The organism is Enterobacter sp. SECR19-1250 (assembly GCF_013391025.1).
Taxonomy (GTDB): Bacteria; Pseudomonadota; Gammaproteobacteria; order Enterobacterales; family Enterobacteriaceae; genus Enterobacter; species Enterobacter cloacae.
Window position 1 is genome coordinate 1 of record NZ_JACASJ010000036.1, and the last position, 21,324, is coordinate 21,324.

A 21,324-nucleotide genomic window follows, 5' to 3' on the forward strand; every position below is an offset into this window, starting at 1 on the left:
AATGAAAGCCTGTCCTCAGCATAGTACCGGGAAGGAGGGAGTGACCATCTCATTAGATATGCGATCGCTGCGTGAGGTGGCGATTGATGCACCGCGTGGCATGATCATGGACCGTGAAGGTCGTCCGCTGGCGGTGAGTGTGCCCGTCAGGGCCGTGTGGGCCGACCCCAAAACGGTGCTGGCAAAAGGTGGGGTTGGGTTTGATGACCGCTGGCAGGCGCTGGCCAGTGCGCTGCATCTCTCCCTTAGCACGCTGGCATCGCGCATTAACAGTAATCCACAGGGGCGCTTCATTTACCTTGCCCGTCAGGTGGATCCTGCTCAGGCGCAGTGGATCGATAAACTCAATTTGCCGGGCATCAACCTGCGCGATGAGTCCCGGCGTTTTTATCCGGCAGGTCATGTGGCCGCAAACCTTATTGGTTTTACCAATATTGATGGTCAGGGGATTGAAGGCGTAGAGAAGAGCTTCAACGCGCAGCTGATGGGGAAGGCCGGGGTCCGGCAGGTGAGGGAGGACCGCTATGGACGCGTGGTGGAAAACCTGACCGAAGTGGCGCCCGTTCCTGCGCATAATATCCAGTTGAGCATTGACGAGCGTCTGCAAACCATCACCGAGGACGCGCTTGATAATGCGGTGGCCTGGAATAAAGCCGAGTCGGGTGCATCGGTCCTGATCAATATCCCCACAGGGGAAATACTCGCCATGGCGAGCTATCCCGATTTCAACCCGAACAACCGTGAAGGTGCAACGTTAAACGATTTTCGTAATCGTGCCATTAGCGATACCTTCGAACCCGGCTCCACCGTTAAGCCGCTGGTTCTGATGACGGCATTGCAGCAGGGGCTGGTGCAACCGGACAGCGTCATTGATACCCATCCGTATACTCTTGACGGTCACCGTATCCGTGATGTGGGTTACTATCCGGAACTGACGATGACCGGGATCCTGCAAAAATCGAGCGACACCGGTGTTTCCCGTCTCTCTCTGGCGATGCCCATCCAGCATCTTATCGATACCTACCGGAACTTTGGCTTTGGCACCAATACCGGGCTGGGTTTAACGGGCGAAAGCTCAGGGTTACTGCCGCAGCGTAAATTCTGGAGTCAACTCGACAGGGCAACCTTTGCCTTCGGCTACGGCCTGATGGTGACGCCCCTTCAACTGGCCCATGTCTACGCCACCATTGGCGGGTATGGGCTTGAGCGCCCGCTCTCGATCACCCGTATCGACCCGCCGGTGATAGGCCACAGAGTCATGCCAGAAAAGATTGCCCATGAAGTGGAACACATGATGGAAAGCGTGGCGCTTCCGGGCGGTGGAGGAGTGAAGGCCGCCGTACGGGATTACCGGGTGGCGGTCAAAACCGGTACGGCGAAAAAGATTGATGACAGTGGCAAGTACGTCGATAAGTATGTCGCCTATACCGCAGGCGTTGCGCCTGCCAGCGACCCGCGTTTTGCGCTGGTGGTGGTCATAAACGATCCGCAGAACGGTGCCTATTATGGTGGTGCCGTTTCAGCGCCCGTTTTCAGTGAGATCATGGGGAATGTGCTGCGCCTGGAGAACGTGAAACCGGATGGCCTGCCGGCTGATTCCGGCCACCTTATCGTCATGCGTTAACCCTGGCGTTTTATAACGGGGCGAATAGCGGTACACTTCGCCCTTTGATTTATGCCCCGGAGTTGTCATGCCCTTCAGTTGCCCCCTTTGTCACGCGCGCCTGACGCGTTCTGAGAAAAGTTATGCGTGTCCGCAGGGACATCAGTTTGATATGGCGAAAGAGGGGTATGTGAATCTTCTGCCGGTGCAGCATAAACGCTCCCGCGATCCGGGCGACAGCGCAGAGATGATGCAGGCGCGACGTGCCTTTCTGGATGCCGGACATTACAAACCGCTAAGGGAGAGTGTCGCGCAGTTGCTGGACCACACGCTGACGCAGAGTGCCTCCGCTCTGCTGGATATCGGCTGTGGTGAAGGGTATTACACCGCAAGGTTTGCCGAAATTGCCGCCGGGAAGGGCGCGCAGACGACGGGTCTGGACGTGTCGAAAGCGGCGATTCGCGCAGCGGCAAAACGCTACGCGGGGGTGATGTTCTGCGTGGCCTCAAGCCACCGGCTGCCGTTTGAAGATGCCAGCATGGATGCCGTTGTGCGTATTTATGCTCCCTGTAAGGCAGAAGAGCTGGCCCGGGTGGTAAAACCCGGCGGGTGGGTGATAACCGTCACGCCTGGACCACGTCATTTGATGGAGCTTAAAGGGCTGATTTATGACGAGGTTCGCCTGCATGCTCCCCATTCAGAACAACTGGCTGGTTTTGTGCTCAGGCAGGAAGAAACCGTAGCGTATGAGATGGATCTGAAAGGGGATGAAGCCGTGGCGTTACTGCAAATGACGCCGTTTGCCTGGCGGGCAAAACCGGCTGTCCGGGAGACGCTGGCTGCACAGGCCACGTTTCGCTGCCAGACGGATTTCAGCATCCACTGCTGGCAGCGCGAAGGTTAACCCGCGAAGTGTGCCCAGAGTATCTGGGCACCAATACCGATTAACACGATCCCGCCCAGGATCTCGGCTCGCTTACCCAGCAGCGGGCCGATAAAACGGCCAACCATCATGCCCAGGGTGGACATAATCAGTGTGGCGCAACCAATGGCCAGCGCGGTGGCAATGATATTCACCTGCAGGAAGGCCAGACCAACACCGACGGCCATCGCGTCAAGGCTGGTGGCAATGGCGGTGGTGACCAGCAGCCAGAAACCGTGGCGGTGCTGAGGCTCTTCATCTTCATCGCTGTTGCCACGGAATCCTTCAATCACCATTCGTCCGCCGAGAAACACCAGCAGCACAAACGCAATCCAGTGGTTCCACTCCAGTACAAACTGGCTGGCCAGCATACCCAGGCCCCAGCCGATAAGCGGCGTCAGGGTTTCAATAGCACCGAAAATCAGACCTGTGCGCAGCGCTTCAGAAAATTTTGGTTTATGGAGTGTGGCACCTTTTCCGATGGAAGCAGCAAAAGCATCCATGGACATGCCGAAAGCGAGAAGAATGGTGGCGGAGATGTTCATACAAGCGTCCAGACCGGGAGATATCCATATGACACATCACTGCCCCCAGTAAACAGCAGTTGATGTATCTATGGTCTCGCCTGACCGTCGCACAATGATGTGCAGAAAACGATCCGTACGCGCCACGTTTTTCAACGAGTATGTTGACACGTACATTTCCTGAGTACAGGAAATTAGCTACTCCCCAACGACGGGCGCAACCTTAACATATTTTGAGAATATAAAACAACAACAGTGGGGTATTATTTTATTATCTTGTTGATAACGATTTTCATTTAGATTTATTCGTAAAAATAGCGTTAAAAAATAGGAAGGATAAAAACAATGGAATATAGCTATGGCTATATTTCGTGAGCAACGTTAACACGGAATATAGCCGATGCTATAAATATAACTCATTGAGTTTTAATGAGTAATTTGTATATCTTTTCCAGGTCATCTATATTTTTGACCCGAATGAGCAAGCGGCGCTGTTCTAATTGCATTACCAGCACCCCGTCTTCAGATAAATTCATCTCTTTAATGCGGTTATATTCTATCCAGACATTGGCAAAGAAGAATCCGTGTTTTTTAAAAATGAGTTTTGGCGAACGGATCCAGAACAGGTAAATCGCCATTAATGCCAGCGCACATAATAACCATGTGGTTAATATTGCACCATGGCTGGTCACGTTATTGTAAATCAGGATGACCACCAGACCGGCGAAGATAAACGCATCAATGCGTCCACGGCGTAAGAGGGGAAGGGTCAGCAGCGTCTCGCCGTGGCGGCGAGGCATAATGAACTCGTCATAGATCGCGTAAGCCAGAAGGGCAACAATAAACAAAACCAGTACGGTGTCCGTGACAGTCATTCATCCTCCAGATAAAAAAACCGGGGGCAAGCCCCCGGCGTATAACATAAAGCTTTACAGGCCCAACAGACCAACAGCGTAGCCCGCGATACCGATGACGAAGAAGCCAACGATGATCCACAGCGGGTTCACTTTCTTACGCAGCAGCCACATACAGGCGAAGGTCAACAGCAGCGGCACCAGGCCAGGCATCAACTGGTCAAGGATGGTCTGCACGGTGGTCACACGGGTTTGCCCATCCTGTCCGGTGATGGTTGAAACCACCAGCGGGATGTTCACGTGCGTCCACTTGTTAACCAGCGCCCCCATCACAAACAGGCCGAGGATTGACGCCCCCTCTGTCAGTTTTTGCAGGAAGCCGCCGCCCATATCTTTAACGATATCCACCCCTTTACGGTAACCGTACGCCACGCCGTAGTAACGGGTCAGCAGACGCACCGCATTGAACAGGATGAAAAACAGCAGTGGACCGAGAAGGCTACCGCTCATCGCGATACCCGCGCCCAGCGCTGCAAAGACCGGACGAACGGTACCCCAGAAGATCGGGTCACCTACGCCTGCCAGCGGACCCATCAGACCGACTTTAATACCGTTGATGGCACCATCGTCGATCTCTGCGCCGTTTGCACGCTGCTCTTCCATCGCCAGGGTAACGCCCAGTACCGGTGCCGCTACGTAAGGATGGGTGTTAAAGAATTCCAGGTGACGCTTAATCGCCTGGCGACGTGCTTCGTTGTTCTCCGGGTAGAGGCGTTTGATCGCCGGTACCATGGAGAAGCAGAAGCCCAGGGCCTGCATACGTTCGAAGTTCCATGAACCCTGAAACAGGTTAGAACGGATGAACACGCCACGAATATCACCCGGAGTGAGTTTCTTCTCAGGGGTAGTTTTAGTCATATCAACCATTTCGCTCACCTGTTAGTCCAGTTCGTTATCGAGATCGTTATTACCAGCAGCCTGCGCTGGGGCGCCCGCAACGCGGTTATATTTCGGGCTGAGCTGGATGTAGAGAATTGCCATTACCGCACCAATCACACCCAGAGCAACCAGGTTGAAGTTGGTGAACGCCGCGGTTACGAAGCCCAGGTAGAAGAATGGCATCAGGTAGCCTGCGCGCATCATGTTGATGACCATCGCATAACCAACCACCACGATCATACCACCGGCGATGTTCAGACCGCTGGTGACCACTTCAGGGATGGCGTTGAGCATGCCCTGAACTTCGCTGGTCCCTACGGAGATAGCGACGATAACGGCCGGAATAGCGATACGCATCGCCTGCAGGAACAGGGACGAGACGTGGATCCAGGAGAGCGCCGTGAGGTTGCCGTTTTCGGCCGCCTTATCCGCTGCGTGCTGGAAAGCCACGGTGATAGTACGAACGATAATGGTCAGTACCTGGCCTGCGGCGGCCAGCGGAATAGCCAGAGCGATACCGGCACCGATACTTTGATGACCGGCAATAACCAGCACGGTTGAAATAATGGACGCCAGCGCGGCATCGGGCGCAACCGCCGCACCGATGTTCATCCAGCCAAGGGCGATCATTTCCAGGGTACCACCGATGATGATACCGGTTTTCATATCACCGAGAACGGCGCCAATCAACGTACAGGCCACCAGAGGGCGGTGGAACTGAAATTCATCAAGTACGGATTCCATACCCGCAATACACGCGACGATGAACACCAGCACAATCTGAAGAGTGGTAATCTCCATTGTACTTCTCCTATTGCATAATCTTTATGTGAAAAACCGGCGCGGGCTTATTTCCCAACTTTGCCGATCAAATCCATCATTTTCAGTTTCGGGTCCGTGGAAACCTTACGGGCTTCCAGTTCAATACCGCGAGCATTCAACTTGTTAAATGCCTCGATATCCTTCGCATCGACTGAAATCGCGTTGTTGACCTGCGTTTTGCCCTGACGGAAAGCCATACCACCAATGTTCACGGAGGTGATTTTCACGCCGCCTTCAACAATGCGCTCGACGTCTGTCGGGTTAGTGAACAGAAGCATCACGCGTTCACCGGCATATTTCGGGTTGTTATAGACGCGGATCATCTTGGCGACATCCACCACGTGCGCGGTAACGCCCGGAGGAGCAACCTGGGTGAGGAGGGTTTTACGCACCGTGTCGGCGGCCACTTCGTCGCTGACCACGATAATACGTTGAACGTTGGTCTCTTTAGTCCAGCGCGTTGCCACCTGGCCGTGAATTAAACGGTCATCGATGCGCGCAAGGCCAATCACCATATAATCGTTCGGGCCCATCGGTTTTGCGGGGGCAGCGGCTTTCGGTGCCGCGGCAGCCGCCGGTGCGGGTTTCTCAACCGGCTGTGCCTTCAGCGCTTTCACGCCTTCGCGACCGGTTTCGACCGCCAGGGCAACCAGCTCATCAAAAGCCGGATTGTCGTCGCGTGCCATGAAGGTTTCCACCAGCATCGGGATATTGACCCCGGCGACAACTTCATAGTGCTCTTTATCGACGACAATGCGGCTGGCAGCGTTGAACGGGCTGCCGCCCCATGTATCAACGAGAAACAGCACGCCTTTGCTGGTATCCAGCTTTGACAGTTGAGCCGTGTATTTCTCAATCAGCGTCTCGGCGTTTTCACCGGGAACGAAATCGATCCAGCCGACGTTTTCCTGCTCGCCCAACAGCATCTCTGCTGTTTTGAGTAGCTGCTCTGCAGCCCAACCATGTGTGCCTATGACAATAGCAATGGTCACTTGCTACCTCCTTTTATTATCATTAATACCTCTGCCAGGCAGACGTACTGAGAATCGTATTGGCGAACCGAATCGATTCAGATAAGGGTTAGAGTTAAAAAAGCTCAGACTTACGCGAATTATTTTAGATAGTGAAAAAATAATTTATGTGATGAAGATCCGTAATTTAGGTTTCGAAAATCAGAAATTACTCAACACAAATTCTGCCTTTTCACGTTTTTGCAAAGGAACGTAAATCTTTGCTAAAAACGTAATGTCTCTGATATGTTTAGCCTCCGTTTAATTGATCAGGAGTATAGGGCTACAGCCCACTATATGGACCGTCACCGACGTCAGTCATCTATCAGGCCACTTCGCGCCTTTTTCACCGGCGATCCTCGCCACGTATCGACTCTCTTTACCGCTGTTTTGCCCACATTGAGTGGGGCACCGTTTCGTCATTCCTTTAGCAGGAGCTTGTCATGGAATTCTTAATGGACCCGTCAATCTGGGTGGGATTGCTCACGCTGGTGGTGCTGGAGATCGTTCTCGGCATTGATAACCTGGTGTTTATCGCCATCCTCGCGGACAAACTGCCGCCAAAACAGCGTGATAAAGCGCGTCTGATCGGCCTCTCGCTGGCGCTGGTTATGCGTCTGGCGCTGCTGTCCGTGATCTCGTGGATGGTGACCCTGACAAAACCGCTCTTTACCGTCATGGATTTCACCTTCTCTGGCCGCGATTTGATCATGCTGCTCGGGGGGATATTCCTGCTCTTTAAAGCAACGACGGAGCTGCACGAGCGGCTGGAGAACCGTCAGCACGACGATGGTCATGGCAAAGGCTATGCCAGCTTCTGGGTTGTGGTGCTGCAAATCGTGGTGCTGGATGCTGTCTTCTCGCTTGATGCGGTGATCACAGCGGTGGGTATGGTGAACCATCTCCCGGTGATGATGGCGGCGGTGGTTATCGCCATGGCGGTTATGCTGCTGGCGTCTAAACCGCTGACCCGCTTTGTGAACCAACATCCGACGGTCGTGGTGCTGTGTCTGAGCTTCCTGCTGATGATCGGTCTGAGCCTCGTTGCGGAAGGTTTCGGTTTCCATATTCCGAAAGGTTATCTGTATGCCGCGATTGGCTTCTCGATCCTGATCGAACTGTTTAACCAGATTGCACGCCGTAACTTTATTAAGCAGCAGTCCAATCAGCCGCTGCGTGCCCGCACCGCGGATGCCATCCTGCGCCTGATGGGCGGTCGCCGTCAGGTGAATGTGCAGAGTGACACCGAGAACCGTAACCCGGTTCCGGTGCCGGAAGGGGCGTTTGTGGAAGAAGAGCGTTATATGATTAACGGTGTTCTCTCCCTGGCCTCCCGTTCACTGCGCGGCATCATGACCCCGCGCGGCGAGATCAGCTGGGTAGATTCCCGGTTGAGCGTTGATGAAATTCGTCAGCAGCTGCTCTCTTCGCCGCACAGCCTGTTCCCGGTGTGTCGTGGTGAGCTGGATGAGATCATCGGTGTCGTGCGTGCCAAAGAGATGCTGGTCGCGCTGGAAGAGGGCGTTGACGTCGAAGCCATCGCCGCCGCCTCACCGGCTATCGTGGTACCGGAAACGCTGGACCCCATCAACCTGCTTGGCGTTCTGCGCCGTGCCCGCGGCAGCTTCGTGATTGTCACCAACGAGTTTGGTGTGGTGCAGGGGCTGGTCACGCCGCTGGACGTGCTTGAAGCCATTGCCGGTGAGTTCCCGGATGAGGACGAAACACCGGAAATCGTGGCCGATGGTGAAGGCTGGCTGGTGAAAGGTACCACTGACCTGCACGCGCTTTCGCATACGCTGGGGCTGGAAAACGTGGTCAACGATGAAGAAGACATTGCCACTGTGGCCGGTCTGGTCATCGCCGTAAACGGGCAGATCCCGCGCGTGGGGGATGTGATCGAACTGCCCCCGCTGAGCATTACCATTGTTGAAGCCAACGACTATCGCGTTGATATGGTGCGTATTGTTAAAGAGCAATCCGTGCACGACGAAGATGAGTAACGCTTCTTAACGCAACGGCATTAAGGGCACGATGTGCCCGTTATGATGCGCTGGCGGAGGTGAACTCTCCGCCAGCCATTGTGGAAAATCCCGCAGCGGCATCGGCCGCGCATAGAAATACCCCTGCAGAGTATGAACACCGTGTCGGCGTAAGTAGCGCGCCTGCTCCTCCGTTTCGACCCCTTCCGCAACCAGCTCAATATTCAGCCGCTGACCCAGCGCAATAATGATATCTGTCACCGTTGAGTTCACGGCATCGGTTCCAATGGCGGTGGTAAAGGACTGGTCGATTTTCAGTACGTCAGGATGAAGCTTTTCAAGCCAGGAGAGCGAACTGTTCCCGGTACCAAAATCGTCGATAGCCAGTTTGACCCCTTTGCGATGCAGCTCGCGCACGATGCGATAATCTGCATCGACCAGCGCGTCACGCTCGGTAAGTTCGATAACCAGCCGCTGGCTCGGGTTTGCACTGAACCAGTAACGGTTCAAATCCTGAAGTAGCACGGCGTGACGGAAGTGGCTGGCCGCCACGTTAATACCGATGTGAAAGCCCGGGTGGGAGGGGAAGTAGCCTATCTGGCGAACCGTCTCGGCAATCACGTAGCGCGTCAGGGGAACAATCAGGTTATGTTCTTCTGCCAGGAGGATGAACACTTCCGGGGAGATCCAACCCTGACGCGGGTTGTTCCAGCGCAGAAGAATTTCCACGCCGATACACTCCTGCGTACTGGCATTCACCAGCGGCTGACAGAAAAGCTCAAATTCCCGCGCCGCAATCCCCATATCGATCTCCCACGTGAAGCTCATCCGGTTTGCTGTGGCCAGCCAGGCCAGATACCCCAGAACCAGGCTCAGCATTAACCCCAGCGGCAGCTGTGCCGGCAGGCTTTTAAGTGCCAGCGCGCCAGGACCCGGCCCACTGACCGTGATGGTAAATGGAAAGCGTGTAGAGACTTCCTCTATTCGCGAGTCAGCCTCATTAAACTTCAGCGCGTCGGTAATACCTTGACCGTAGCGTAAAGAGCGATCTCCCACGGTTAACGCCACGTCAGTGATAAGCGGGCGGGGCGGCTCAAGGATCATTCTGGTGATGAGATCGATATTGATCACCTCCATCACCCCCTCTTCACCGCGTTGTGACGTCGGGTGCCACTGGATAAGAATAGGGCTGCCTTTAAGCAGCCACTTATCGGTCGATAAAATCAGTTTTGGCAGACCTGACGGCAGTTCGGGAAATAATTCATGAACCGGGACGGCGCGACTGCCAAAAATACTGGAGCAGTAGAGGATCCCCTCTTTAATCAGGTTAATCGAGCGGACGGTCTGTAAAATGGCGGCCTGCTTACGCAGAGTCAGATGCGCCTGCGGGCACGGCTGGCCGACAAGACCCAACAACTCCGGTCGGCGGTTATCCAGGGAAAGCAGGACGTTTTCAAGTGAGCGAACGGTATGGCTGGCGAAATCGACAATGCGTTGTTGATTAACATTGCGCTGTGAAATAAATCGAATGCCCAACGTCAGGATGAGCGTAAGGAGCGCAACCGTCACGCAGACGATAACGCGTTTTCGGCGATAGTTTTTAATGATCGTTTGTGCGGTTTGCATGAACGGTCGCCTGATACACCTCCAGCCCCAAAAGCCAGACGCAACAGTGAAAGTGTAGTGGGGAAAGTGAAAGGCGACGAGAATCAGAAGGAAATTTCGCCCATCCGTTGCAGATGGGCGAGGGGAGGTATTAGTCGCACTGTACCTTAATGGCCAGACCACCACGGGAAGTCTCACGGTACTTCGCGTTCATGTCTTTACCGGTTTCGTACATGGTCTCAATAACTTTATCCAGCGACACGCGAGGCTCGCTGGTACGGCGCATTGCCATACGGGAGGCGTTAATCGCTTTCACCGACGCAATGGCGTTACGCTCAATGCACGGTACTTGCACCTGCCCGGCAACCGGGTCACAGGTCAGGCCCAGGTTATGTTCCATACCGATTTCCGCCGCCACGCAAACCTGCTCAGGGCTTGCGCCCAGCAGTTCAGCCAGACCAGCGGCCGCCATGGAACAGGCCACACCCACTTCACCCTGGCATCCTACTTCAGCGCCAGAGATAGAGGCGTTCATTTTGTACAGCGCACCGATGGCACCTGCCGCCAGGAAGTAACGGATGTAGATATCTGGCGTAACAGGTTCAATAAAGTGATCGTAATAAGCCAGCACCGCCGGAACAATACCGCACGCACCGTTGGTGGGTGCCGTAACCACGCGGCCACCGGCGGCGTTTTCTTCGTTAACCGCCAGAGCGAACATATTCACCCAGTCGACCACGTTCATCGGGTCGTTGGAGAATTTATCGGTGGTCACCAGCATGCGGCGCAGGGCAGAGGCACGACGCGGTACGCGCAGCGGACCCGGCAGCACACCTTCGGTGTTCATCCCACGATCGATACAGGCGCGCATGGTCTGCCATACGTTTGCAAAATAGTCTTCGATCTCTTTTTTGCTGTGCAGTGCCAGTTCGTTCTGCATCACCATGCCGGACAGCGACAGGCCGGTCTCTTTGCAATAACCCAACATCTCGGTGGCCGATTTGAACGGATACGGGACGTTGACGTCGCCGGTGCTCTCTTTACCGAAATGCTCTTCATCCACGATGAATCCACCGCCGATGGAGTAGTACGTTTTGCTGTAAATCTCTTTTTCGCCATTCCAGGCATGGATGGTCATGCCGTTTTCATGCAGTGGCAGGTTGTCGCTACGAAAACGCATCCCGTCATCCTGCGGGAAATCCACTTCGTGCTGGCCGTTAGCCAGCAGCAGGCGACCGCGCGCTTCCACGTCACGGATGAATGCCGGGATGGCATCAATATCTACAGTGTCCGGCATATTGCCTGCCAGACCCATAATAATGGCGATATCGGTGTGGTGGCCTTTACCCGTTAATGACAGTGAGCCGTAGACATCCACGGCGACACGGGTAACGCTTTCCAGTAATCCTTTTTCGACCAGATCATCGACGAACTGTTTACCGGCCTTCATCGGCCCAACAGTATGGGAAGACGAAGGGCCAATTCCCACTTTGAACATGTCGAATATACTAATCACTTTCACACTCCTGACAGGGTTACCGGGGTTCCAGTAACGATGTTATAACTGCGCATAGTGTAAGAGGGAACATCGACCTCGGCTTAACTATTCACATGAATTAAACTAATGGTTAACGATGGTTTTGCTAATAGCGCGACGCCGATCGCAAACCTGACAAAAGAGGGTGGAATGTAAAGTATAGTCAAGGCTTCAGGCCGATTTGCAGAGCCAGTTCACGAATGATGCCCGCCGTCATGCCCCAGACAAAATAATGCTGATACCAGGACAACCAGACCCGATGATCGTGTCCACGGCGCTGAATATCCAGCGGGTGATAGCGGCTCAGGCGAAGGGCTTCTTCCAGTGGCATTTCAAACACCGCAGACACCTCATCAACACTGGCGTGATACTGCAGGCCGGGCGGGATAATGCCCACCACCGGCGTCACCTGGAAACCGGTCACGCTGTCCACCGGCGGGAGGACGCCGACAATCTCGACGGCCTCCGGTGGGATCGCCACCTCTTCCTGCGCTTCACGCAGCGCCGCGGCAATCAGCGAGGCATCGCTGCTGTCTACCGCGCCGCCGGGGAAAGCGACCTGACCGGCATGTTTGCGTAAATGAGGGGAGCGCTGAGTCAGCAGCAAACCGGGCTGCTCACGACGCACCACGGGGATCAGCACCGCCGCCTGACGTTGATTAAGCGCTTCGCGGCTCACCTGAGGCCGCAAAAGCTGAAAGCGCGACAGAAAATCATCCAGCGTCAGGTTCTCTCTCTCCACCCGTCAGTTCTCCAGTTGTTGCAGGATACGGTTAACTTTATCAAAGGTTTCCTGATATTCCGACTCGACCTGGCTGTCAGCAACAATCCCGCCACCTGCGGAACAGTAAAGCTGGCCGTCGCAGGCCGTCAGGGTGCGAATAGTGATGCTGGTATCCAGCGTGCCGCAGACGCTAACGTAGCCAATGCTGCCGCACCAGGCGTTGCGACGGTGCGGTTCCAGCTCATCGATAATCTCCATCGCCCGCACTTTTGGCGCGCCGGTGATGGAGCCACCCGGGAACGCGGCGCGCAGAAGATCGCAGGGGGTACGCGAAGCCGGCAGCTGTGCAGTAATGGTGCTGACCAGATGGTGCACCGCCGGGAAAGGCTCGACGACGAACAGCTCCGGCACGCGAACGCTGCCCGGTACCGCCACCCGGCCAATGTCGTTGCGCATCAGGTCGACAATCATTAAATTTTCGGCGCGGTCCTTCGGTGACGCGGCGAGCTTTTCCGCCTGCTGGCGGTCGGCAGCCGGATCGCTCAGGCGCGGCAAGGTCCCTTTAATCGGGCGTGTCTGGATCTTGCCTTCCGCCAGATGAATAAACCGCTCAGGCGAAAGACTCAGGATCGCGCCCTGATCGAGACGGATAAACGCACTGAAAGGTGCCCGGTTGCTGGCATTGAGGCGAGTAAAGGCCTGCCATTCATCGCCCTGATACGTTGCCTGGAAGCGCTGGGCAAGGTTCACCTGATAACAATCGCCGCTTTGCAGATACGCCTGCACGCGTGCGAATTTTTCCGCATAGGTCTGCGGGGTCATGTTTGAACGCCACGCAGAGGTCAGACGGAAATCCGGCGCGGCTGCGGGCTGCTGCGCGTTCAGCCAGGCCAGGCGTGCCTCCACATCCGAATGGCTGAGCAGGGAGACCACCTGTTTAAGGTGATCGACAATCAGCGCCCAGTCGTAAAGTCCCACCGCCATATCCGGCAGCGGAATATCTGCCTTCGCAACGGAAGGCAGCGTTTCAAAGCGGCGACCAAGGTCATAGCCAAACACGCCCAGCGCACCGCCCTGGAAGGGAAGATCCGGGTTAGGCGTGGCAGACAAACCCAGCTCGTCGATAGCCTCCTGAAGCTGGATCAACGGATCGTGCGTGGAGGGCTGGTTTTCGGATGTCACCGTGCGCACCGGGTCAGCAACCACAATGTCGAAGCGGCTGTAAAGATGGTCCGCATGGCCGGAATGCAGCAGCATCGCCCAGGGAAGATGGCTCAGACGAGCAAACCAGAATTCAGCGGCGTCAGTACGCCACGGCAGGGTAATAACAGTGGGGAAGCGCATGTTCATGTGTGGCATACTACCGGGCAGCGTGAAATAATTAGCGCGAATAATTTAGCAGGAGTTGACGATGTTTGCAGGTTTACCTTCTCTGAGCCACGAGCAACAGCAGAAAGCGGTTGAGCGGATCCAGGAGCTGCTGTCCCAGGGGATGAGCAGCGGGCAGGCCATTTCTCAGGTGGCGGAAGAACTTCGCGCCACCCATACCGGCGAGCGGATCGTGGCGCGTTTCGAGGATGAAGATGAAGAGTAACCGGCTTACACAGCCGCGATAATCTTAATCTCTACCTTGTATTCCGGCTTCATCAGCGTGGCCTGTACGGTACAACGTACAGGCGCGTGACCCGCCACCACCCACGCATCCCAGGCTTTGTTCATGGCCGCAAAATCGTCTTTATTCGCCAGGAAAATGGTGGCGTCCAGAATACGCGATTTGTCGCTGCCTTGCTTTTCCAGCACCGCATCGATCTGCGCCAGGGTGTCAGCTGTTTGTTCAAAGGCATCCGCATCCAGATTGGACGGCACGCCAGTGTAATAGAGCGTCTGGTTATGAATGACTACATCAGACCAGCGGGCTTCGGCATCAATGCGCACAATTGTCATAAACGTTTCCTCGTTACTTTCGTCATCAGGCGGCAAGACTGCCATATTGTTTCGCCGTCGTCACTATTTGGGGTGGCACAGGAGAGGATGGGCTGACATAATCCCTGTGCAAAAATACAGTGAGAGAACACCGTGGCAGACGATTTTTCCCCTGAAGGGCAGTTAGCACAGGCTATTCCCGGTTTTAAACCGCGTGAACCGCAGCGTCAGATGGCGCATGCCGTCGCTCGCGCCATCGATAAGGCACAGCCGCTGGTGGTCGAGGCCGGAACCGGCACGGGAAAAACCTACGCTTACCTTGCACCGGCGCTGCGCGCGAAAAAGAAGGTGATCATCTCTACCGGCTCGAAGGCGTTGCAGGATCAGCTCTACAGCCGTGATTTGCCGACGGTGGCAAAAGCGCTGAAATACAAAGGGCGGCTGGCGTTGCTGAAAGGGCGCTCCAACTATCTCTGCCTGGAGCGTCTTGAACAGCAGGCGCTGGCGGGCGGCGACCTGCCGGTGCAGACCCTGAGTGATGTGATCATCCTTCGCGCCTGGGCTAACCAGACGGAAGAGGGGGATATCAGCACCTGCGCGAGCGTGGCGGAAGACTCTCCCGCCTGGCCGCTGGTGACCAGCACCAATGACAACTGCCTGGGCAGCGACTGCCCGCTGTATAAAGACTGTTTTGTGGTCAAAGCGCGTAAAACGGCGATGGATGCAGATGTGGTGGTGGTCAACCACCATCTGTTTCTCGCGGATATGGTGGTGAAAGACAGCGGTTTTGGCGAACTTATTCCTGAAGCGGAAGTGATGATCTTCGACGAAGCCCATCAGCTTCCGGATATCGCCAGCCAGTATTTCGGCCAGTCGCTCTCCAGCCGCCAGCTGCTGGATCTGGCGAAAGATTTCACCATTGCTTATCGCACTGAATTAAAAGATACCCAGCAGCTGCAAAAATGTGCCGATCGCCTCGCGCAAAGCGCGCAGGATTTTCGCCTGCAGCTTGGCGAGCCGGGTTACCGCGGCAATCTGCGCGAGCTGCTGGCGGACAATAATATCCAGCGCGCGCTACTGCTGCTGGATGATGCGCTGGAACTCTGTTACGACGTGGCGAAACTGTCGCTTGGCCGTTCTGCGCTGCTGGACGCTGCCTTCGAGCGCGCCACGCTCTATCGCGGGCGGCTGAAACGGCTGAAGGAGATCAACCAGCCGGGGTACAGCTACTGGTATGAATGTACCTCGCGTCATTTTACCCTGGCGCTTACGCCGCTGACGGTGGCAGACAAATTCAAAGATGTGATGGCGCAAAAACCGGGGAGCTGGATATTTACCTCCGCGACCCTGTCGGTGAATGACGATCTGCACCACTTCACCGAGCGTCTCGGGATTGAACAGGCGGAGTCACTGCTGCTGCCGAGCCCGTTTGATTATGAAAAACAGGCGCTGCTCTGCGTGCCGCGTAATCTGCCGTTACCCAACCAGCCCGGCGCCGCACGCCTGTTGGCAGCCATGCTGAAGCCGATGATTGAGGCCAACAATGGCCGCTGCTTTATGCTCTGCACCTCTCACGCCATGATGCGCGACCTGGCAGAACAGTTCCGCGCCACCATGACCTTGCCTGTGCTGCTGCAGGGGGAAACCAGCAAAGGGCAACTGTTACAGCAGTTTGTCAGTGCCGGAAATGCGCTTCTGGTGGCAACCAGCAGCTTCTGGGAAGGCGTAGACGTGCGGGGCGATACCCTGTCGCTGGTGATTATCGATAAACTGCCTTTTACCTCGCCGGACGATCCGCTGCTCAAAGCGCGAATGGAAGACTGCCGTCTGCGCGGGGGCGATCCTTTCGACGAGGTACAGCTGCCGGACGCGGTGATCACCCTCAAACAGGGGGTAGGACGCCTGATCCGCGACGTGGACGACCGCGGCGTGCTCGTAATCTGTGATAACCGGCTGGTGATGCGCCCCTACGGTGCGACCTTCCTCGCCAGCCTGCCGCCCGCGCCGCGTACGCGGGACATTAAACGCGCGGTTCGCTTCCTGGCCAACCCAACGGCGGAGTAATTTGCCCGGGAGTGTGCTAAGATGCGCGCCATTTTGTGACTGACCATTGCGAGAGCGCGACGACTGATGCGAATTCTGGCTATTGATACCGCTACAGAGGCGTGTTCCGTTGCTCTGTGGAACGACGGTGCTATTTCTGCTCATTTCGAAGAGTGCCCACGAGAACACACCCAACGTATTCTGCCCCTGGTGAAAGCGATTTTGACCCAGGGCAACACCACCTTAACCGACCTCGATGCGCTGGCCTTTGGCCGTGGCCCCGGCAGCTTTACGGGTGTACGCATTGGGATCGGTATTGCGCAGGGGCTGGCGCTTGGCGCTGACCTTCCGATGATCGGTGTTTCCACCCTGGCGACGATGGCGCAGGGCGCGTGGCGTATGACCGGTGCTACCCGTGTGCTGGCAGCGATTGATGCCCGCATGGGCGAAGTCTACTGGGCTGAATACACCCGCGACGAGCAGGGCGTGTGGCACGGCGAAGAGACGGAAGCGGTGCTCAAGCCGGAAGCGGTAACCGAACGGTTGCAGAACCTCTCCGGTGAGTGGGCGACGGTAGGGACCGGTTGGGCGGCATGGCCTGACATGGCAAACGGTACCGGCGTAACGCTGGTGGACGGCAATATGCTTCTGCCTGCCGCAGAGGATATGCTTCCTCTGGCCTGCCAGCTGCTCGCAGCAGGAAAAACCGTGGCTGTTGAACATGCCGAGCCGGTTTATTTGCGAAACACCGTCGCGTGGAAGAAACTTCCAGGCCGCGAGTGAATCTCAGTAACAGGAACTGAGAAAAAGGAGTCGCATCATGGCGGTTCAGACTAAAGTAGTACGCCTAATTATGGCAGGCGCTGTGGCCATAGCACTGAGCGGATGCGTTTCCGTTCCTGATGCGATTAAGGGCAGTAGCCCTACGCCACAGCAGGATCTGGTTCGCGTGATGAATGCCCCTGAGCTTTACGTCGGTCAGGAAGCGCGCTTCGGCGGGAAGGTGATTGAGGTGCAAAACCAGCAGGGGAAAACCCGGCTGGAGATCGCCACCGTGCCACTGGATAGCGGCGCGCGGCCGATCCTCGGCGAAACCTCGCGCGGGCGCATTTTTGCCGATGTCAGCGGCTTCCTCGACCCGGTTGATTTCCGTGGACAGCTGGTGACCGTCGTCGGGCCGATTACCGGCACGACACAGGGCAAAATCGGCACAACGCCTTACAAATTTATGACCATGCAGGTTAACGGCTACAAACGCTGGCGGCTGACACAGCAGGTGATCATGCCGCCTCAGCCTGTCGATCCGTGGATGTGGGGCCCACACCCGTATCGTTACGGCTACCCCGGCTGGGGCTGGTATAACCCGGGTCCGGCGCAGGTACAGACGATCGTTACTGAGTAACTTACTGTTATTGTTAGAAAAGAGACAGCGGCTCAGCCGCTGTCTCTGTTTTTTTACGGCTAAAACGAAAAAAAAGAGTGACGCGCTTCGCAACCTTAAATCTGGGCAATTAATAAACTGGTACGCTGAGTTAATATAATGTTAACAAACTGTTTATTATCGGGGTTGTGATGACGACGAACACTCAATTCAGAGGTGATGCATTGAACAAGGTTTGGCTTAACCGTTATCCCGCAGATGTGCCTGCGGAGATCAATCCTGACCGTTATCAATCCCTGGTTGAATTATTTGAACACTCGGTAAGGCGTTACGCCGATCAGCCCGCGTTTATCAATATGGGTGAGGTGATGACGTTCCGTAAGCTTGAGGAGCGGAGTCGGGCGTTCGCGGCCTATTTGCAGGAAGGGCTGGGGCTGCAAAAAGGGGATCGCGTCGCGCTGATGATGCCGAACCTGCTGCAATACCCGGTCGCGTTGTTTGGTATCCTGCGGGCCGGGATGATTGTCGTCAACGTCAACCCGCTCTACACCCCACGTGAGCTGGAGCATCAGCTGAACGACAGCGGCGCGACCGCAATTGTGATCGTCTCAAACTTTGCCCACACGCTGGAGAAAGTGGTCGACAGAACCCAGGTGAAACACGTCATCCTGACGCGCATGGGGGATCAGCTCTCCACCGCCAAGGGCACACTGGTTAACTTTGTCGTCAAATACATCAAACGTCTGGTACCGAAATACCATCTGCCGGATGCCATCTCCTTCCGCCGCGCGCTGCATGCCGGGTATCGTATGCAATACGTTAAACCGGAAGTGGTGTCAGAGGATCTTGCGTTCCTGCAGTACACCGGTGGCACTACCGGCGTGGCCAAAGGCGCCATGCTGACTCACCGCAATATGCTGGCGAACCTTGAGCAGGTGAATGCGACCTACGGGCCGCTGCTGCATCCGGGCAAAGAGGTGGTCATCACCGCGCTTCCGCTTTATCACATTTTTGCGCTGACCATGAACTGCCTGCTGTTCATTGAGCTGGGCGGTCAGAACGTGCTGATCACCAACCCACGCGACATTCCGGGGCTGGTTAAAGAGCTGGCGAAATACCCGTTCACCGCCATGACCGGGGTCAATACCCTTTTTAACGCGCTGCTTAATAACAAAGAGTTCCAGCAGCTTGATTTCTCCACACTGCACCTCTCTGCGGGCGGCGGAATGCCGGTTCAGCAGGCGGTGGCAGAGCGCTGGGTGAAACTCACCGGCCAGTATTTACTCGAAGGCTATGGCCTGACCGAATGCGCCCCGCTGGTCAGCGTCAATCCGCATGATATCGACTATCACAGCGGCAGTATCGGTCTGCCCGTACCGTCGACGGAAGCCAAACTGGTGGATGATGACGACAACGAAGTTGCACCGGGCGAGCCGGGTGAACTGTGCGTTAAAGGGCCACAGGTGATGCTGGGCTACTGGCAGCGTCCTGATGCCACCGACGAAATCATCAAAGACGGCTGGCTACACACCGGTGATATCGCGGTGATGGACGAAGAGGGCTTCCTGCGCATTGTCGATCGTAAGAAAGACATGATCCTCGTCTCGGGATTTAACGTCTATCCGAATGAGATCGAAGATGTGGTGATGCAGCATAGCGGCGTGCTTGAAGTTGCCGCGGTTGGCGTACCTTCCGGCAGCAGCGGCGAGGCAGTGAAGATTTTTGTGGTGAAGAAAAACGCCTCTCTTACCGAGGAGGAGCTCATCACGTTCTGCCGCCGTCAGCTCACCGGCTATAAAGTGCCGAAGCTGGTGGAGTTCCGCGATGAGCTGCCGAAATCGAACGTCGGGAAGATATTACGACGAGAATTACGTGACGAAGCCCGTGCCAAAGTGGACAATAAGGCCTGAGCTTTACGCTAATCGCCCAGACGCCGGTTTAGCCGGCGTTTTTTATGGGCGCAAACAAAAGAGAAACCGTTTTGAATTACCAGATGATCACGACCAACGACGAGCTGGCTTCGCTGTGCGAAGTGACGCGCGACTTTCCTGCCATCGCCCTGGATACCGAGTTTGTCCGTACCCGGACGTATTATCCGCAGTTGGGTTTGATTCAGATGTACGACGGCAAACACGTGTCGCTGATTGACCCGCTCGGCATTACCGACTGGACGCCGATGCGTGATCTGTTGCTTGATACTGCGGTCACCAAATACCTGCACGCAGGCAGTGAAGATCTGGAAGTCTTTCTGAATACGTTTGGCATCATGCCGCAGCCGCTGATTGACACGCAGATCCTCGCCGCGTTCAGCAATCGTCCGCTTTCATGGGGCTTTGCCGCCATGGTTGAGGAGTACACCGGCCTGACCCTGGATAAAAGTGAATCCCGTACTGACTGGCTGGCGCGACCGCTCACAGAGCGTCAGCTGGACTACGCTGCGGCAGATGTGTTTTACCTGCTGCCGATTGCCGGACAACTGATGAAAGAGGCAGAAGCCTCCGGCTGGCTGCCTGCTGCACTGGATGAGTGCCGCATGACGCAGCAGCGTCGCCAGGAAATCGCTGACCCGAAAGAGGCCTGGCGCGATATCAGCAACGCGTGGCAGCTGCGTACGCGTCAGCTGGCCTGTCTGCAATTATTAGCCGACTGGCGCCTGCGTAAAGCGCGCGAACGCGATTTGGCCGTTAACTTTGTGGTACGCGAAGAGCACCTGTGGGCGGTCGCACGCTATATGCCAGGCAGCATGGGTGAGCTGGACAGCATTGGGCTTTCAGGCAGCGAAATCCGCTTTCACGGAAAAACGCTGCTCGCGCTGGTGGCCAAAGCGCAGCAGATACCGGATGACGCACTGCCAGAGCCGCTGCTGAATCTGATGGATATGCCGGGCTACCGTAAAGCGTTTAAAGATATTAAAGCGCTGGTGCAGGCTGTGGCGGCAGAAAGCAAACTGAGTGCGGAATTGCTGGCATCACGTCGTCAGATAAACCAGCTTTTGAACTGGCACTGGAAGCTGAAACCGCAGAATGGCTTACCGGAAATGATGGCGGGCTGGCGCGGGGAATTGATGGCCGATCGCCTGAATACGTTGCTGGAAGGGTATCCACGATAATAAATATGCCGGGCGATATACCCGGCATATTCCCCCGGTGGCGCTGCGCTTACCGGGGCTACGAAATCAAAAACTACGGACGCGACTCTTCCGCTTCCGGGAGCGTAACGTTCAGCTCCAGAATCGAAATATCCCCGTCTTTTTGCTCCAGCTGCACGGTGACCATCTCCGGGTCAATCTGCACATATTTGCAGATCACTTCCAGGATGTCCTTGCGCAGCTGCGGCAGGTAGTGAGGCTCGGCGTCGCTACGACGACGCTCCGCAACGATGATTTGCAGTCGTTCTTTTGCGATGTTGGCGGTGTTCTTTTTCCGCGAGAGAAAAAAGTCCAGTAATGCCATAAC

The 21,324-nt window shown here is 55.8% G+C and carries 21 protein-coding genes; 10 read left to right on the forward strand and 11 right to left on the reverse strand.

The genetic code is table 11. The annotated features are described in order from the left end of the window. Together ftsI and rlmA are read left to right on the forward strand one after the other, a co-directional pair. Positions 1-1,624, forward strand: a 1,624-nt coding sequence (gene ftsI / locus HX884_RS11350; protein WP_178328175.1) for a peptidoglycan glycosyltransferase FtsI, incomplete at its 5' end; no start/stop codon positions are given. A gap of 67 nt (positions 1,625-1,691) precedes the next feature. After that, the gene (gene rlmA, locus HX884_RS11355) at positions 1,692-2,507 is read left to right on the forward strand and encodes a 23S rRNA (guanine(745)-N(1))-methyltransferase (protein WP_013096129.1); all 816 of its coding nucleotides are present in this window, start codon (positions 1,692-1,694) and stop codon (positions 2,505-2,507) included. Here rlmA and mntP read toward each other — a convergent pair. From mntP to manX, 5 genes are all read right to left on the reverse strand, one after another. Continuing rightward, positions 2,504-3,070 carry a manganese efflux pump MntP gene (mntP, locus tag HX884_RS11360; protein WP_013096130.1) on the reverse strand — a complete coding sequence of 189 codons (567 nt, stop codon included), beginning with the start codon at positions 3,068-3,070 and terminating at the stop codon, positions 2,504-2,506. The two genes, rlmA and mntP, sit on opposite strands and share 4 nt — an antisense overlap. A 395-nt stretch (positions 3,071-3,465) precedes the next feature. Then, positions 3,466-3,924 carry a DUF986 family protein gene (locus tag HX884_RS11365; RefSeq protein WP_013096131.1) on the reverse strand — a complete coding sequence of 153 codons (459 nt, stop codon included), beginning with the start codon at positions 3,922-3,924 and terminating at the stop codon, positions 3,466-3,468. Between the two features lie 54 nt (positions 3,925-3,978). After that, positions 3,979-4,830, reverse strand: a complete 852-nt coding sequence (locus HX884_RS11370; protein WP_006175979.1) for a PTS mannose transporter subunit IID — start codon at positions 4,828-4,830, stop codon at positions 3,979-3,981. Positions 4,831-4,842: 12 nt separating this feature from the next. Then, the gene (gene manY, locus HX884_RS11375; RefSeq protein ID WP_003859914.1) at positions 4,843-5,643 is read right to left on the reverse strand and encodes a PTS mannose transporter subunit IIC; all 801 of its coding nucleotides are present in this window, start codon (positions 5,641-5,643) and stop codon (positions 4,843-4,845) included. 47 nt (positions 5,644-5,690) lie between these two features. Then, positions 5,691-6,656, reverse strand: a complete 966-nt coding sequence (gene manX, locus HX884_RS11380) for a PTS mannose transporter subunit IIAB (protein ID WP_038419895.1) — start codon at positions 6,654-6,656, stop codon at positions 5,691-5,693. A gap of 315 nt (positions 6,657-6,971) precedes the next feature. On the opposite strand from manX, the gene HX884_RS27640 reads away from it, so the two are divergent. Next, the gene (locus tag HX884_RS27640) at positions 6,972-7,130 is read left to right on the forward strand and encodes a hypothetical protein (RefSeq protein ID WP_372588456.1); all 159 of its coding nucleotides are present in this window, start codon (positions 6,972-6,974) and stop codon (positions 7,128-7,130) included. After that, positions 7,118-8,677 carry a CNNM family cation transport protein YoaE gene (gene yoaE, locus HX884_RS11385; RefSeq protein ID WP_013096133.1) on the forward strand — a complete coding sequence of 520 codons (1,560 nt, stop codon included), beginning with the start codon at positions 7,118-7,120 and terminating at the stop codon, positions 8,675-8,677. Before HX884_RS27640 ends, yoaE begins: the two co-directional genes overlap by 13 nt. Before the next feature lie 6 nt (positions 8,678-8,683). Here the strand turns inward: yoaE and HX884_RS11390 are convergent, their stop codons facing one another. The 4 genes from HX884_RS11390 to pabB form a co-directional block, all read right to left on the reverse strand. Continuing rightward, on the reverse strand, positions 8,684-10,282 hold the full coding sequence (locus HX884_RS11390) for an EAL domain-containing protein (protein ID WP_178328176.1): 1,599 nt from the start codon (positions 10,280-10,282) through the stop codon (positions 8,684-8,686). 130 nt (positions 10,283-10,412) lie between these two features. After that, a complete protein-coding gene (gene sdaA, locus HX884_RS11395) occupies positions 10,413-11,777 on the reverse strand; it encodes an L-serine ammonia-lyase (RefSeq protein WP_038419892.1) in 1,365 nt (454 codons plus the stop codon). Positions 11,778-11,961: 184 nt separating this feature from the next. Next, entirely contained in the window at positions 11,962-12,540 is a 579-nt protein-coding gene (locus tag HX884_RS11400; protein WP_013096136.1) for a CoA pyrophosphatase, read from the reverse strand. A 3-nt stretch (positions 12,541-12,543) separates the two neighbouring features. Then, entirely contained in the window at positions 12,544-13,872 is a 1,329-nt protein-coding gene (pabB, locus tag HX884_RS11405; RefSeq protein WP_178328183.1) for an aminodeoxychorismate synthase component 1, read from the reverse strand. Between the two features lie 61 nt (positions 13,873-13,933). Between pabB and HX884_RS11410 the strand changes: the two genes are divergently transcribed. Continuing rightward, complete coding sequence (locus HX884_RS11410) at positions 13,934-14,116, forward strand: YoaH family protein (protein WP_178328177.1); 183 nt, start codon at positions 13,934-13,936, stop codon at positions 14,114-14,116. A 5-nt stretch (positions 14,117-14,121) separates the two neighbouring features. On the opposite strand, the gene HX884_RS11415 is transcribed toward HX884_RS11410, so the two are convergent. Next, positions 14,122-14,466 carry a RidA family protein gene (locus HX884_RS11415; RefSeq protein ID WP_013096138.1) on the reverse strand — a complete coding sequence of 115 codons (345 nt, stop codon included), beginning with the start codon at positions 14,464-14,466 and terminating at the stop codon, positions 14,122-14,124. 132 nt (positions 14,467-14,598) lie between these two features. Here HX884_RS11415 and HX884_RS11420 point away from each other — a divergent pair, with 132 nt between their 5' ends. From HX884_RS11420 to rnd, 5 genes are all read left to right on the forward strand, one after another. Then, positions 14,599-16,509: an ATP-dependent DNA helicase gene (locus tag HX884_RS11420; protein ID WP_178328178.1), complete on the forward strand. Its 1,911-nt coding sequence runs from the start codon at positions 14,599-14,601 to the stop codon at positions 16,507-16,509. 66 nt (positions 16,510-16,575) lie between these two features. Further along, the gene (gene tsaB, locus HX884_RS11425) at positions 16,576-17,271 is read left to right on the forward strand and encodes a tRNA (adenosine(37)-N6)-threonylcarbamoyltransferase complex dimerization subunit type 1 TsaB (protein ID WP_013096140.1); all 696 of its coding nucleotides are present in this window, start codon (positions 16,576-16,578) and stop codon (positions 17,269-17,271) included. Positions 17,272-17,308: 37 nt separating this feature from the next. Further along, the gene (locus tag HX884_RS11430) at positions 17,309-17,890 is read left to right on the forward strand and encodes a Slp family lipoprotein (protein ID WP_013096141.1); all 582 of its coding nucleotides are present in this window, start codon (positions 17,309-17,311) and stop codon (positions 17,888-17,890) included. A gap of 203 nt (positions 17,891-18,093) precedes the next feature. Continuing rightward, positions 18,094-19,779, forward strand: a complete 1,686-nt coding sequence (gene fadD / locus HX884_RS11435; RefSeq protein WP_072193822.1) for a long-chain-fatty-acid--CoA ligase FadD — start codon at positions 18,094-18,096, stop codon at positions 19,777-19,779. Positions 19,780-19,850: 71 nt separating this feature from the next. After that, a complete protein-coding gene (gene rnd / locus HX884_RS11440; protein ID WP_029882295.1) occupies positions 19,851-20,978 on the forward strand; it encodes a ribonuclease D in 1,128 nt (375 codons plus the stop codon). Between the two features lie 73 nt (positions 20,979-21,051). Here the strand turns inward: rnd and minE are convergent, their stop codons facing one another. Next, a complete protein-coding gene (gene minE, locus HX884_RS11445; RefSeq protein ID WP_008500504.1) occupies positions 21,052-21,321 on the reverse strand; it encodes a cell division topological specificity factor MinE in 270 nt (89 codons plus the stop codon). Positions 21,322-21,324 lie beyond the last annotated feature (3 nt).

Excerpts from the sequence above, each read along its gene's own strand:
- HX884_RS11370 (WP_006175979.1), bottom strand. The coding sequence starts at position 4,830 with ATGGTTGATATGACTAAAACTACCCCTGAGAAGAAACTCACTCCGGGT.
- manY (WP_003859914.1), bottom strand. The coding sequence starts at position 5,643 with ATGGAGATTACCACTCTTCAGATTGTGCTGGTGTTCATCGTCGCGTGT.
- pabB (WP_178328183.1), bottom strand. The coding sequence starts at position 13,872 with ATGAACATGCGCTTCCCCACTGTTATTACCCTGCCGTGGCGTACTGAC.
- mntP (WP_013096130.1), bottom strand. The coding sequence starts at position 3,070 with ATGAACATCTCCGCCACCATTCTTCTCGCTTTCGGCATGTCCATGGAT.
- tsaB (WP_013096140.1), top strand. The coding sequence starts at position 16,576 with ATGCGAATTCTGGCTATTGATACCGCTACAGAGGCGTGTTCCGTTGCT.
- minE (WP_008500504.1), bottom strand. The coding sequence starts at position 21,321 with ATGGCATTACTGGACTTTTTTCTCTCGCGGAAAAAGAACACCGCCAAC.
- HX884_RS11390 (WP_178328176.1), bottom strand. The coding sequence starts at position 10,282 with ATGCAAACCGCACAAACGATCATTAAAAACTATCGCCGAAAACGCGTT.
- HX884_RS11415 (WP_013096138.1), bottom strand. The coding sequence starts at position 14,466 with ATGACAATTGTGCGCATTGATGCCGAAGCCCGCTGGTCTGATGTAGTC.
- HX884_RS11365 (WP_013096131.1), bottom strand. The coding sequence starts at position 3,924 with ATGACTGTCACGGACACCGTACTGGTTTTGTTTATTGTTGCCCTTCTG.
- rlmA (WP_013096129.1), top strand. The coding sequence starts at position 1,692 with ATGCCCTTCAGTTGCCCCCTTTGTCACGCGCGCCTGACGCGTTCTGAG.
- HX884_RS27640 (WP_372588456.1), top strand. The coding sequence starts at position 6,972 with ATGGACCGTCACCGACGTCAGTCATCTATCAGGCCACTTCGCGCCTTT.
- HX884_RS11410 (WP_178328177.1), top strand. The coding sequence starts at position 13,934 with ATGTTTGCAGGTTTACCTTCTCTGAGCCACGAGCAACAGCAGAAAGCG.
- yoaE (WP_013096133.1), top strand. The coding sequence starts at position 7,118 with ATGGAATTCTTAATGGACCCGTCAATCTGGGTGGGATTGCTCACGCTG.
- HX884_RS11430 (WP_013096141.1), top strand. The coding sequence starts at position 17,309 with ATGGCGGTTCAGACTAAAGTAGTACGCCTAATTATGGCAGGCGCTGTG.